Below are 13773 nucleotides of genomic sequence, written 5' to 3'. Positions count from 1 at the left end.
TTCACATTACATTCCAACAGTTTGATCCTTACCTGCAATGGCTGCTTGGTTAAGCTCCTCTTCCTGCTCTTTACGAACGTTCATCCGATCAATAAATTTCAGGAATGGGAACCAAATGACAAAAACGACAGCCATATTAAACAACTGCAGTACGCCTCCCATTAGAGATCCCGTAGCCATCATTCCACTAAAGAACAACGGCATCGTCCAAGGGACCTGTATTCCGTTAGGCGGTGGTACAAGCCCGGTGGACATCGCGAAGTAAGTAATCAGCGTAACGATCATTGGAGCAATGACCCATGGGACAAAAATAAGCGGATTCATCACAATCGGCAAACCGAAAATGACGGGTTCATTGACATTGAACAGACCTGGTCCAATGGCCAACTTACTGACCTGCTTCAATTGCTTGCTCTTCAGGAAGATCAGAATCGTGAGCACGACTGCCAGTGTCATACCTGTACCACCGATACCTACGGTATAAATATCCACAAACTGCTTGGTGATAATATGCGGCAGTTCCGCTCCTTTGGAGTATGCTTCATAGTTTTCAAGTGCCAGCGTATTCCAGATCGGCTCCATAACCGAGTTGATAATGATTTGACCATGAAGACCAAAGAACCATAAAAGCTGAACAAAGAAAATAGCAATCAATGTAGGGATAATGCCACTGCCCAAATGTACCAGCGGTGCCTGTACGGCATGATAAATCAGATCATGCAGGTTATTATGAAGGGTCAGTGTAACTACAACATTAATGATCAAAAATATGCCCAATGTAATACATGCCGGAAGCAAAGCGGCAAATGACTTGGCAACTGCCGGCGGAACGCCTGGAGGCATTTTGATAATAATGTTCCGCTGTGTCACTCTTCGGTAAATTTCACCAGCTATAAAAGCAACGATCATGCCAAGGAACATGCCTTTGGCCCCAATCCGATCCAACGGAATGACACCAGCAATCGTGGCACCGCTTTCTTGTGTCAGCACAAACGGGGTGAGCATCAAGAAGCTGACCAACGCGATCATGCCGCCGAATATGGGCTCGACCTTATAACTTCGGGATAAATAATAGCCGATCCCGACAACCACGAATAAGGTCATGATGTTCAGTGTGGCACTCGGCGCAATGTTCAGCAGACTGTTAAAAGTTGTATAATTGCCGTCGCCCATCCACCCTTTTAGAAACGGCAGATTGATAATAACGACGATGATGGAGCCAAAAACTGTTAATGGAAATGACAACATAAATGCATCACGTAGTACAGTAAGATAGCGGTTGTTGTTCAGTTTACCGGCAATAGGTATCAGTATCCGGCTTAATTTCTCAAACAAAGCCTATTCCTCCCCGCGAAGTGACTTGCATCAATAGGGTTGCAAGCTTTTTATGTCCTAAATTTCACATACTTATATGTTTCGCTATAAATTTCTGGATTTGAACAGCTCCAGCAATTCTAGAACCAGGTCTTTCATGGTAACCGTGGACATCAGATGATCCTCGGCATGCATCAGAAGGAGCGAGAAGGGAGTTTGGGTACCTCCCGCTTCCTTCTTAACCATTTGAAAATGGATATCATGTGCAGCACGTAAATCCTGCTTGGCTTGTTTGAGCAGTTCGTCCGCACCTTCTACATTCTCATTTCGGTATTCGGTCAGCGCCTGAATTACTTTACTGCGAGCGCTTCCACTATGAAGAATAAGTTGGAAACTAATCTGTTCTTCCGTCAGTTCAGCTATATTGACTTTATCCATTTTTGCGTTCCACCAGCTTCACGGCCTGTTCATAGGCTTTCTTACCGTCAACCATTCCGTAGGCCATCATGTCGATCACTTCTACGTGAATACCATATGGAGCTGCTTCCTTTTCCAGTTGTCCTTTCAGAAAACTCATTTGTGGTCCAATCAATACCGCGTCAGCCTTAGCCATGTCTTCTGCCGCCTGATCTTGACCTACTGCCCAAATTTCAGCCTCGTCCCCAATGGACTTAGCATATTCCTGCATCTTAGTAACCAGCAAACTTGTAGACATACCTGAGCTGCACGCCAGTAAAATTTTTTTCATGATTATTCCTTCCCTTCAAGGTATTATTGGATGTTAAGTACTAGAAAACGTTTACAGCGTAATTATAAATCCAGTCTTTTGATTTGTCTATACATTTAGGTTATATGTATAGACTTTTTTTAAAATGACACGACTTCTCCACTTTTTTTCTTGAAAATGAACGTGATCTCTTATCTTTAATCTCTCAGTAATAGCTGAAAATTAGAAAAATTTAGAATATCAAGAAACATTCCTACATTTTTATCGTCTATATTATGGAAGACCTTACGTATGGGGGTAAGATTTTCCGAAGCCCAAAGTTAAAAAATCAACTCATAAAGGAGCTTATGCATGTTAAAAAAGTTAGGATTAGCTGCATTGATTCTGGTTACTAGCCTCTCCGTTATTGGAACAGGCTGGGCCGCATCCAGCACAACAACCATTGAAGTTTCTAAAACTGCTCTGGATTACAACATTGCTCGCCCGCTGAGCGATGGTGCTTTTCATGATGGCTTATTGGCCGCTGAAACATCCGCTGGAAACCTTGTGTATTACAATACCAAAGGAGCAAAAGCTTTCTCACTTCCCGCCGAGCTTAAACCCGTTGGCGATTTTCATGAGCAGCGAGCCGTCGTCAAAAATACAAAAACGAATCTCTATGGGTACATGAACACCAAAGGAACACTAGTCATCCCTTGCCAATATACCGAAGCCAATTTCTTTTCGGAAGGAAAAGCCAAGGTCACCATAGCAGACACCAAAGAAAATGCAATTATAGATCGAACGGGAAAAATCCTTTCTCATTTTAAAGAAAATGTGGATTCAGAATATATATTTACGGACGGTCTGGCTCTTGCCTACGCCCCCAACACTGGCAAGATCGGTTTTGTGAATGCCTCTGGTCAACTAGCGATTCCTTATAAATACAAATACAGTCGTGGTTTCTCGGATGGCTTGGCTATTGTTCAAAATAGCAAAGAGCTCTACGGGTATATCAATACAGCAGGGAAAGAAGTCATTCCTCTTCAATATAAATCTGGCGGAGACTTCTCGGAGGGATTGGCCCCGGTGCAAAATACCAAGGGGAAATGGGGATTCATCAATAAACAGGGGAAAGTCGTGATTCCCTTTAAATTTACGGATGCTCAGAATTTTAGTGAAGGCCTGGCGAGTGTGAAAAATGCAAAAAACGAAATCGGATTTATTGATAAAAACGGAACGCTGGTCATTAAATATCAACTTAAATATGATGTTACCTCTCCGTTCAAAGAAGGCTTTGCTTTAGTCGGTAAACAAACACAATCATCCGTCTCAGACGGCAAATTTGGCTACATCAATCGTCAAGGGCAACTGCTGACTAAACTTGAGTACAGAGCGGAATCCTCCTCCTTCTCCAATGGCTATGCTGTTGCTTTTATCAAGCCAGGCAAAGCTTTCATTGTATCTAAACATTCCGTTTCAAAATAAAAAAGACGACCCCGGAAACAGATCGAGTGGATCTGCTTCCGGGGTCATTAAATTTCCAATATATCGAATATAATTAGTCGTGTGTGTAGAATTTCACTCCAGGCAGATCTGCTGCCACCCACGAATAGTTAATGGTGTTACTGTTATAATTCTTGGTCCCCGCCTGAGCAACCTGTACTTCTTTCAAAATCGTAATCGATGAACCCTTCGGTCTGACAACGACTACATGACCATGTCCATCCTCTTTTTTGATCCCGATCGTAGGATACCCGAGATTAGCTCTTTTTTGAGCATCCTGAAAGGTTACAGAGTACCAGCCCGGCGCTTTTTTATTCAGTAAAGCATCAGCCATTTGATTGGCTAAGCCGCTTGGCAAGGGTGCTGACATCGCAGACATCACGTCTTGAGCGAAAATATTACATTTCGTTCCACCTACTGGCGAATACTTCTTGTTCGTTTCTACCTTAAAACCGTCAATTACAGATGCGTAAGTACTTGCACTTCTAGCCATTGAAATTCCCCCTGAATATAAGTTGTAGAGGAAATGAACGGAGTCGCTTGAACATCTGAATGGCTCCACATTCAATTGATGTTGGCCTCCATTCCCTCTCAACTATTAGGGTGATTTCCGGCTTACTTTAACAACGCAATACCACGGAAAAATTAACTTATTTTTATTTTTCTATTTAAATTCCATCTACAGTGATGGCCCGGCCTTCTGATCCATTAGGTTGAGAAAATAAAACGCCTTTCCCGTTAATCTTCACTTAACTGAAGGCTTTCTTCACTGATTACGGTTGGAACGATAAGCTCGGGAGTAGTCGTAGTCTTAGCTTGTGTTAAATAGTCTGCTGCCCCCACCATCAGAGCGATGCCGATAAATAGCACGATCCAATTACGATTCTTTTTCATCATCTGTACCTCTCATTCTTCACTCCGCCCGTTCAGCCACTTGAACCAATGGAGCAGATGACTAAATCGGTATTCATGCTGCAAAGCATACGTCCATACTTCCGGCTCTTCACCGGGTTCCTTCCAGACGAGCATGGAAAAGTGACCCTCTTCCTCGCTTGCAACCGACAGCAGCGAAAGACGATCATCCCCGAATCGGTATGGAGCCGATTCCACCCAGTAATTCCGCATATCGCTGATCCAGCTGCGAAACTGCTCTGTACCTGCGATCCGCAGCACCTCATCCGGCAGGAGCAGGTGCTCGTCGATGTCCTTCCAATCCCCCGCATATCGGTACCGCGCTGCCAGCATCGGACTGAGCGGTCGGGTTTTACCCGGGGCCAACGTAGGCATATAGGCGACGGGAACGACCGGACCGATACTCTGGATAGCATAAGACCGAGCTTCCTCCTCACTCATTCCGTAGGACATCGCCTCCGCAAGAAAATGGTTTCGTCTTACACCAAATTGATGCTGATACTGTGACATCTCATCCTGTAGCTCCAATACCATACCCTCCACTGTATCTGTTCCGATCATTCCCAAACACCTCTCATTCCAAAATATAGTTGTGCAATTCTCGTTGCGCTCGATACTTTGCCCAATTGAATTCAGACCAAGCCGATTCTTCTCTCGTCATGCTCGTCAAACGGGCTTGTAAAAACTCATCCAGCGCTCCATGTTCCTTACGGCTAAAGTCAATCAGCAGCGGAATCGCGTCCGCCGATAGCTCACTCAAATATTCCTTATCTATCACCGATGTCGTGCGATACCGTTCGAGATTATTTTCAGCAATCCGTATATCAATGCCCACATAGTTCACGACGACATAGGCGACCAGAGCGAGTACAATATAATATTTCGCCAACGGCAGTTGACGGAAATGAATGCGCATTGCTGCAATAAGCAGTAGCAAGCCCAGAAAAATCATAAACGCGTGTACCAAATAGCGGGTGTACGTATAGCCGTATGCTTCTTCGTACATAACCAGCCGGGTATATCCCGAATACAGCATCACACCCGAACAACCCACGAGTATGTACAGCAGGCCGCTGTTCATTTTTTGCACTATACCTGAGCCAAATTCAGTCCACTTCAATACACTGATCATCAGCACAAAGTTGATACCTGTTACCATAACCAGCTCCCCGAATCCTCTTCTCGCATATTCGGCATACGAGGTTCCTTCGGGCAGAGCACCTTCCCATGCACCAAACAAATATCCGAACTGCAACACGACGAACACAACATACACCAAATTCATGACAATCAGCACCGTAGCGGTAATTACAGGATCAAACTTGATCGCCACCGGCTCGTGGTAAGGTACTGTTGATGACTGAGTTTCTCTCTGCGTATTACGCGGAGCAGGCTGTACAAATCCCCACAAGTAACAGAAGAAACAGAAGGTGAAAAAGCAGGTCCAGATCAGCCGCGGCAAACCACTCCCAAAGGTCAATGTGCCAATCCATTCGGGTATGCCAGATAACAACTTTTCGAACATCCCGTCTGCCGAAGCCAGCAGAGATATAATAATGAGTAGCAACGGCAAGGCAATAAGTAGACCGATTACCACTTTACCCAATACACGCTTACGCTCATCCTTTACATTCCGAAAGGCTGCCGTCTTAAACATTCGAAACGGAGTCACGATATGGCGAAAATTTTGATAAAACCAATGGCTTAGCGCCTGACCGATAATACCGGGTTCTGACCAGCCATGCCTTTTCTCCCCGAACAGCAGCACCATATGTACGCTAATCAGAGCAGGTATCGCCAGCGCATTTAACACATATAGGATCGGATTATTGAACAGCACGTATGTCAGTGCCAGCATCATAATGACCACAAACAACAGACGTCCTATCCATGAAATGGGCTGGCAACGATCTCGATTAAAGGCATACATATAGGCGTAAAACCCAATAACAAAAATGGGCATAGACACGCCCAGCCCATGTCCGAAGAACAGATATTGATGAACCAGCGCCAACACAATTGCGCCAGCAAAGGCGGACAGAAACGACGTTTTCGGCAAAGACGTTCCATTCATCTTGTCATGCATGATAAATACCTCCGCAAATATGCTTTATAACCCTTATTGTAGATGATAAAATAAGAAGATAAAGAGAAATTAATTCAAACAAAATTTCCTATTTTATAAAAGTGGCTACGCTTTTAATCAAATATAGGGGAAACGGAGCAACCTTGAATGAAACTCCATGCCCAATTTTTACGACTTCACTCACACGCAGCTGACGACAAGGACGAAAACCATACTATAGAGACGACGCTGGATGAGCTAGCAGCTATTTTTGACTGTACTCACCGCAACGCCTTGATGATCATTCAGAAAATGGAGCAGCATGACTGGATACAATGGACTCCCCGCCGAGGCAGAGGCCGCCGCTCCAGTCTGCGCTTCCTTATTCAGCCGGAAGACATTGCCGTGCAATCCATGATGCAAGCCATAGACCGCCATGATATCAAACGCGCGCTGGATGAGATCCGAGTTCATTCGCGCTCCTCCACCATGCAAGAGCATTTGCAAGGCTGGCTGCTAAATTATTTTGGGCACCACGCGGAGGTGCGCAGTGATCAGCAGCAGATCGACACGCTGCGTCTGCCTATTCGCCAGCAACTTTATACGCTGGACCCGTTGTACTTGAACTGGCTTGCCGAGTCCTTCGTATCCAGCCACGTCTTTGATGGCCTGGCCCGTCGGGCGAACGAAAGCGGCGAGATTTTGCCGGGATTGGCGCACGCTTGGGAGGTGGACACCACTCGTACACAGTGGACTTTTTTCCTGCGTAAAGAAGTGCTGTTTCATAACGGAAAAATACTCACCGCTGAAGACGTCGTCTATACCTTTGAGCGACTGAGTCGGGCCCCGGGAAGGAGACTTTACCATTTTATCGTCCGGCAAATTCAGCACGTCCAGGCGTTAAGTCCGACGATGGTACGTTTCGTACTAAAGGAGCCAAACGAGCTATTTCTATCCTTCCTGTGTACCAGCCGGGCTGCGATTGTGCCGCGTGAGCTTAATCAGGTGGGTGAAGCCGCCTTTGGCATCCACCCTGTCGGTACAGGGGCATTCAAAGTCACGGAAATGAACGAGAGCCTGTGTACACTGGAGGCTTTCGCACCTTATTTTCAAGGCCGAGCTCATCTGGACCGAGTGGAAATTGTCCAACTCCCGTGGGCGACTAAGCTGGAATCGCCGGATACGGAAGACACCGCTTCTTCTTTTCACATTATCCATAATCCCGTATCGGCGGGAGATACGGATACCGCATGGAGCCAGATTCACTCAGCGGCTTCGGTACGCAAATTTATCACATGTAATACACACAAGGATGGACCGCTGCGTAACCCAGAAATACGTGCCCGCATTGTAGCATGTCTGGATCATCGCTCCCTTCCTCCAGCAGTAAATTCATCTAACGATTCTTTTGAACCACTGGCGGCACTGCAAATTGCTACCATTCCCGAGTATAAAGCGGACGCAGACCGGGTTGCGGCTCAGCTCGAATCCTGTGGGTATACCTGTAACATCGTGGCCGCATCTATGAATGAATTCAAAAGCTCATCTATCCGTATGGAGTCAGACTTAATCATCTTTTCTCTCTTTCGTGACCGTGATGAGCAATTACGCCTGTTTGACTTGTATCTGAATGTATCCGGACATGTTGAGCCTCATAGCCGTGTGGATATCGAAAGACTGCTGCGTGAAATTGCACGGGAGGCCGATCACACTGTTAGGGCGCAGCAATTTGAACATATCGAAACTCGGCTCATGGATGAGCACCAGCTGCATATTTTATATGAAAAACCCGTTCAGACGGCCTATCTCCCTTCTGTGCGCGGCGTATCTTTTAACAGTCAGGGCTGGGTGGATCTGCGTCATGTCTGGTTTCCACCTGCTGTACCTCCATCATCCAAGCCTTGAGCCAAGCGGTCCATTCAAGCGCATCGGATGACCAAAAAAAGGTATCCTCTTTTCACAAGAGGATACCTTTTGGGTTACGACAATCCAGACCTTTTCAAGTAGATGGTTCAAGGGATGAAAGCGCCCATCCCCCCAACCCATGACTGTGGACATCGCTAGGATCTTCCATAGGAGGGGTAACGGGTGGAAAATTCAACAGGATAAAAACATTAAATGCGAGCAGAGAAAAAACGATCTTTTTTATCATGGATGTACTCTACCTCTCCAAGTAAGTTTTTATATTCCTCTTTGTCCTGAGAAGTGGCAGTATGCCGATACTTTTCAAATAATCCTACACATTTGATGGTGACAGGATTACCATTCAGCACGACGGAATAAGAAAGGCTCTCAAGCAAGAATTTCATACCTTTGGTATAACGGTGTTTGTTGAGATCATAACAAGCCATCTCTGCCAAAAATCGTGCATAGAGATCTGCTGACATTTGCTCCGTATAAGTGCCTACCTTAACATGCTGATCTGCAAATGCCTCAATTTGTTTTTCAAAACGTTGCAGTACATGGTCTACATTAAAATCATAACGGTTGGCCGCTACCATAATTTTATGTAACCCCACGAGAATTTCGCCTTCGTTTTTTTCCAAATAATCTACATACTGTGGAATCACATCCAGACTGCCGGACATCAACTGGTATAAATACCCGTTGGCCTCAGCCCAGTTGCTACAAAGGGCCTTCAAACGCCGAGCTTCTTCCGTATCCTCTTGCACCCAGCTCAAATCAGAGTATAGGGATACAAATTCCAGTGCCTTCTGATAATCCCCGCGCTCATCCCACACCCCGGCACGCAGCACGTAAGAATATACAATATACATAAACAAAGGACCCTTAGGTTCCTTGCCACGCTCCGGTCTTCTGGTATTTCCGTATTTTTGCTCGTATTGTACCTTGGCTTTTTGAGCCATTTTTTCAGCATACCATTCTACTTTATCCCAACGCCGCAAGGAGGCATAGGTATTAGCCAAGTCTCTTAAGGCATCCAGTTGGTCTGCTTCACCCAGTCGGTCCACAAAGCTTTCGAAATGTGTGGCTGCCCATAAATTTTCGTCCTGGTCATCACCAACGGCAATCGTAAATAAACGGTATTGGCAGAGCGCCAGACGCTCTGAATGTTGGTACTTCTCACTTTCCGAAACATTTTTATAAATAATTGCAGCAGCCTCGAGCTTACCTTCGCTGAATAATTCTTCTGCTGTCTCAAACAAAGCTGGGGCGTATATGAGATAGTCCATCATAAACTCCACGACTTGCTTAATACAATCCAGTTTGTTCAGCTCTGCACAGCGATGCAAAAAGGGACGAACCCGTCGCCAATTCGGTGCCGTATTCCGTATAAATTCATCAATGTATAACTCATAGAGGCTCCCTTCTTCAAGCCCCATGCCTGCACCAATCCTATCCAACAGCAGCATCGCAATCGGACGATTACCGTTAATAATGGCACTGATCGTTCCTGCATTAATACCTGTGTTCTCCCCAAACTTACTAATCGTAATTCCTTCTCGTCTGATGTACTGTTCCAGCTCTGCGCGAATTGTGGTTGTTTCCTTCAAACCAGGCACCCCCAGGGATTACTTGCATGATTACAATACAAAAAAAGAAAATTCCCGTGAATATTCCCTTAATTATACAAAAGAAAGCTCGCTTAGCCAACCGCTCCAGTAAATTTATATCAAAAAATTCAATAATTCTCCGAATTGCCGTATACTACGGGGAGGTGAGCCGAGCAGCTACACCCAATCGGTACGCAGGAAAGGATACGACAAATGGACAACACCCCTACAGCAGAACAAGAAATTGCACAATGGATGGTCGCGCAGATCCGTGAAGTGGGCACCCTGAAACAAGAAGATGCAATTGCATATGTACGCTCTAAGTATGGAGAGCAGTATGTGTTTATAAGCGAGCATGGTCATGTATCTCTGGAAAAAGAAATCAAAAAAGCATTTCGCAAGCTTCATGGTGGCAGAATCGCCTGGGATCGTGACGGATTTCTCTGGGCCTGGACTTAACAAGCAAAAGCATCTGCCCTAGGCAGGTGCTTTTTTAATGATTTATCCATATATCCTCTGAAGTCGGTTAATTTCTTCCTTCACAAACTGTCGGAGTATTACAGGCTCCACAACTTCAACCCTGCCAATCCAATCCATAGCATCGCGGCAGGCCGCTTCATAACTATACATGTTGACCGTTAGAATGAAATGAGTGCCTTCCTGTACAGACTGGATGATTTCCATCCTTTTCGCTATGATTTCCGCTTGCTTCTTATTCGTTCGGATCAGAACGGGATAGTATTCTTTCTCTGCACAAAGCTGCTTAAACGCGGTTTCTTGTCTCATCCAATGATGCTCCAGCGAAAAATCCTCCGGAACCTCAAAGACTTCCGCAGACGGCTGAACCTCCTTGATTCGCTCACACTTAAAGGTCCGAACCTCCCGCCCAACTTCACAGAAGGCAATGAGGTACCAATCTCCTTTTTTCACCACAAGTCCGTAGGGATGCACATGACGGGAAGAACAGATTCCGTCAGCTTTTTCATATTGAATGTTTATTTTATGGGCCCCCCACACCGCAGCTCTTACGGACTCAAGACAAGGAATGGCTATACGTTCCGTCCACCACGGCGTATCATCAAAATAAAACCGCGCTTTGGCTTTCTTAATATCGGACTGATACGAGTCTGGCATCGTCTGTTCCAGTTTGAGCAGAGCATTCTTTAACTTCAAACCCGATTCCGTGGGCCCGCCTGTATAAATGCCCATCCCTGTTAAATACAACTGAATGACATCCCCGCCATTCAACTGTTTCAGGTTCGCCGTATAACCCTCCATTAAATAAATTCCGCCCTTCGGGCCGGAAGCGGTAACAATCGGAACGCCGGCTTCAGCCAGGAGGTCGATATCCCTGTAGATGGAGCGTACAGAGGTTTCCAGTGCCAACGCCAATTCCTTGGCTTTCATTCTCCCTCTAGATTCGATACATAATAAAATCGCGATTAAACGATGCAGTCTCACAATCATACCTCCACAATAGATGGTTAACCCGAATTGAAAAGATAATGCAAAGATTGTTGACACCCTGTTGGCAGTAATAGGTGTGTATCATAGAAGTAAAGGGGTGTGATGGATGATGAATATTGGAATATTGGGGACGGGATTCGGCGCGTATCATGCCTCACTGTTAAACAACCATCCCAAGGTAAACAGAATCATGGTATTTGGAAGGAACGAAACCAAGCTGCAAAAGCTGAAAGAGGAGCTAAACGTAGAAGTCACACAAAATATAGAGGATATTCTGCTGGATCCAGATGTGGATATCGTCGATCTATGCCTACCTTCCCACCTACATAGGTCATATGCGGTGGATTCGCTGAAGCACGGTAAGCATGTATTTTGTGAAACGCCGGTTTGCTTTAATCTCGAAGACGCTCTCCTTATGCAACAGGCTGAGAAGCAATATGGCAAAAAGATTCTGGTCAACCAGTTCATTAAGTTTGATCCCGCCTATACCTATCTGTATGAGGCATACCGCCAACAGAAATACGGGAAGCTCATCTCCTTATCTTTGAAAAGAGAAACGCCTCCTCTGTGGGGGGATCTTGGACTAAGCTCCATTCCTACTCAGTTCATGATTCATGAACTGGATTTATTGACCTGGCTATTAGGCCCCTGTGATCCTTGTACAGTCTGGGGTACAGAAGTTACTCATCCTGAACAAGCACAGATTCGGGCTTACTTTCAGCATCGGGATACATTCACAGAAGTCATGGCCTCATCCCACTTGCCGGGAAGCTACCCATTCACAGTGGCCTATGAGGCTTATTTTGAAAAGGCCAAGCTGGTATTTCATGAAAGCGACGAAAACGATCTTATACCTACCGCATTATATGAATATACCGCATCAGGACAGCAAAAAATCAACCTCGAATCTGCCAATCCATACGAAAAAAGTTTGGACCATGCACTTGAATGCTTTGGTGGACATCCGGAAAGCCTGATTCCACTGGAGTCAGCTGTACAAGCGCTGAAAGTGGCTATTGAGATTAAAAGCAGACTGGGGCAAGCCCAGCGTTAACCCGGTATTTTTGCAAAATCCTCATCTACGGAAATCAGCTTCCTATAAGGAAGCTGTATCCGCAGGCAAGGAAACTTCGTCCGCGTAGTTCGTTGCCATAATCTTGGCTACCCCTGCCGGGTCGTCCGTCTGCCCCAACGCCCACATCATTTTCGTCACCAGCGCTTCCGTTGTCATGTCATACCCTGGAATAACACCCTTCTCCAGTACCTTTTGCCCCACTTCGTAAATCGTCAAATCCCCGCCCTCATAAGGACATTGAGTAGTCACGACAATACTCATACCGTCCTTCATCAGCTCCTCTATTTTGCTGATCAGGCTTCTTTCTTTAAAAGGAACGCCGCCCATACCAAAGCCCTCAATGACGATACCTTTATAGCCCAAGCCCTGAATGGCATCGAAGATCGCCGGATTCGTACCCGGAATCAGCCTGAGCAGAAATACCTCCGAAGCATACCCGTCGTTGTATGGGTGACGAGCGGTACCGCGATTTGCAAATACGCCCTCCGTATAGATCACCTTACCGTTCTCCACGAGTCCGATATACGGATAGTTAATACTCTCAAAAGCATTATAGCTGCGTGTTCTGATTTTTGAACTGCGGCTACCGTTGATAATTTTGCCGTTAAACACGACAAAAACCCCGGCCACCTCGCCACATGCGGTCAGGAATGAGTCGATTACATTCTTTTTGGAATCGCTGTGCTCCGCCAAAATAGAAACCTGCGAACCTGTCACGACGACGGGTTTGTCTACAGTTCCCAACATGAAGCTCAAGGCTGATGCTGTATAAGCCATCGTGTCCGTGCCGTGTGCAATGACAATACCGTCGTATTGATCGAGCGAACGATGTACCATCCGGGCGATGGAAGCCCAATCCTCAGGTTGTGTATTTGTGCTATCAATGCTCATCAGATTATGGGCATCAATCTCGCAAATCTCCTTCAGTTCCGGAATTTCCGCCAAAATATTTTCAGCCGATTGGGTCGGTGTCAGGCCGTTTTCCTGATAGGAGGAAGAAATGGTCCCTCCGGTATTAATGAACAAAACCTTTTTCATATCCAATGTTCCTTCCCGATTACATCTTCACTGTATTGTTCTTAGAATTTATCATGAATAAGTGTGATAAGCTACTTTGCAATGGAAAATAATTGGAGATATGAGGGGCCAAAAAAGCACGACAAACAAGCGCGGGCTTTCCTTCCTCCTGCGACTTGTCTAACGTGCTTTTTAC

At 45.7% G+C, this 13773-nt stretch carries 14 protein-coding genes; 4 read left to right on the top strand and 10 right to left on the bottom strand.

Annotated elements, in window-relative coordinates; translation table 11 throughout:
- Window positions 1–6: 6 nt before the first annotated feature.
- The 3 genes from celB to ACEN8J_RS23330 form a co-directional block, all read right to left on the bottom strand.
- On the bottom strand, window positions 7–1335 hold the full coding sequence (celB, locus tag ACEN8J_RS23340) for a PTS cellobiose transporter subunit IIC (protein ID WP_340886811.1): 1329 nt from the start codon (window positions 1333–1335) through the stop codon (window positions 7–9).
- Window positions 1336–1419: 84 nt separating this feature from the next.
- Window positions 1420–1752 (bottom strand): PTS sugar transporter subunit IIA, encoded by a 333-nt coding sequence (locus ACEN8J_RS23335; RefSeq protein ID WP_013312602.1) that lies wholly within the window; start codon window positions 1750–1752, stop codon window positions 1420–1422.
- Window positions 1745–2062 carry a PTS sugar transporter subunit IIB gene (locus ACEN8J_RS23330; protein WP_029518773.1) on the bottom strand — a complete coding sequence of 106 codons (318 nt, stop codon included), beginning with the start codon at window positions 2060–2062 and terminating at the stop codon, window positions 1745–1747. The genes ACEN8J_RS23335 and ACEN8J_RS23330 overlap by 8 nt, the downstream gene beginning before the upstream one ends.
- A gap of 330 nt (window positions 2063–2392) precedes the next feature.
- Here ACEN8J_RS23330 and ACEN8J_RS23325 point away from each other — a divergent pair, with 330 nt between their 5' ends.
- A complete protein-coding gene (locus ACEN8J_RS23325; RefSeq protein WP_029518774.1) occupies window positions 2393–3508 on the top strand; it encodes a WG repeat-containing protein in 1116 nt (371 codons plus the stop codon).
- A gap of 73 nt (window positions 3509–3581) precedes the next feature.
- Here the strand turns inward: ACEN8J_RS23325 and ACEN8J_RS23320 are convergent, their stop codons facing one another.
- From ACEN8J_RS23320 to ACEN8J_RS23305, 4 genes are all read right to left on the bottom strand, one after another.
- Window positions 3582–4019, bottom strand: coding sequence for a hypothetical protein (locus tag ACEN8J_RS23320; RefSeq protein WP_165145680.1), 438 nt, complete (start codon window positions 4017–4019; stop codon window positions 3582–3584).
- Between the two features lie 245 nt (window positions 4020–4264).
- Window positions 4265–4423, bottom strand: coding sequence for a hypothetical protein (locus tag ACEN8J_RS23315; protein ID WP_495594022.1), 159 nt, complete (start codon window positions 4421–4423; stop codon window positions 4265–4267).
- Between the two features lie 9 nt (window positions 4424–4432).
- The gene (locus tag ACEN8J_RS23310; RefSeq protein WP_029518788.1) at window positions 4433–4999 is read right to left on the bottom strand and encodes a hypothetical protein; all 567 of its coding nucleotides are present in this window, start codon (window positions 4997–4999) and stop codon (window positions 4433–4435) included.
- 13 nt (window positions 5000–5012) lie between these two features.
- Window positions 5013–6524 (bottom strand): DUF4153 domain-containing protein, encoded by a 1512-nt coding sequence (locus ACEN8J_RS23305; protein WP_495594021.1) that lies wholly within the window; start codon window positions 6522–6524, stop codon window positions 5013–5015.
- Between the two features lie 147 nt (window positions 6525–6671).
- Between ACEN8J_RS23305 and ACEN8J_RS23300 the strand changes: the two genes are divergently transcribed.
- Window positions 6672–8408, top strand: coding sequence for an ABC transporter substrate-binding protein (locus ACEN8J_RS23300; protein WP_069012260.1), 1737 nt, complete (start codon window positions 6672–6674; stop codon window positions 8406–8408).
- 209 nt (window positions 8409–8617) lie between these two features.
- Here the strand turns inward: ACEN8J_RS23300 and ACEN8J_RS23295 are convergent, their stop codons facing one another.
- Complete coding sequence (locus ACEN8J_RS23295; protein ID WP_069012261.1) at window positions 8618–10018, bottom strand: transcriptional regulator; 1401 nt, start codon at window positions 10016–10018, stop codon at window positions 8618–8620.
- Between the two features lie 213 nt (window positions 10019–10231).
- Between ACEN8J_RS23295 and ACEN8J_RS23290 the strand changes: the two genes are divergently transcribed.
- Window positions 10232–10477 (top strand): DUF6953 family protein, encoded by a 246-nt coding sequence (locus ACEN8J_RS23290; protein WP_340957405.1) that lies wholly within the window; start codon window positions 10232–10234, stop codon window positions 10475–10477.
- 42 nt (window positions 10478–10519) lie between these two features.
- Here ACEN8J_RS23290 and ACEN8J_RS23285 read toward each other — a convergent pair whose 3' ends face one another.
- Complete coding sequence (locus tag ACEN8J_RS23285) at window positions 10520–11485, bottom strand: helix-turn-helix transcriptional regulator (protein ID WP_495594020.1); 966 nt, start codon at window positions 11483–11485, stop codon at window positions 10520–10522.
- Between the two features lie 106 nt (window positions 11486–11591).
- Between ACEN8J_RS23285 and ACEN8J_RS23280 the strand changes: the two genes are divergently transcribed.
- On the top strand, window positions 11592–12539 hold the full coding sequence (locus tag ACEN8J_RS23280) for a Gfo/Idh/MocA family protein (protein ID WP_495594019.1): 948 nt from the start codon (window positions 11592–11594) through the stop codon (window positions 12537–12539).
- A gap of 42 nt (window positions 12540–12581) precedes the next feature.
- Here the strand turns inward: ACEN8J_RS23280 and ACEN8J_RS23275 are convergent, their stop codons facing one another.
- Window positions 12582–13598 carry an asparaginase gene (locus ACEN8J_RS23275; RefSeq protein WP_165145671.1) on the bottom strand — a complete coding sequence of 339 codons (1017 nt, stop codon included), beginning with the start codon at window positions 13596–13598 and terminating at the stop codon, window positions 12582–12584.
- Window positions 13599–13773 lie beyond the last annotated feature (175 nt).

It is taken from the genome of Paenibacillus sp. Paensp38 (genome assembly GCF_059491915.1).
The sequence above is the reverse complement of the archived record's forward strand: the minus strand, read 5'-3'. Positions and strand labels throughout refer to the sequence as shown.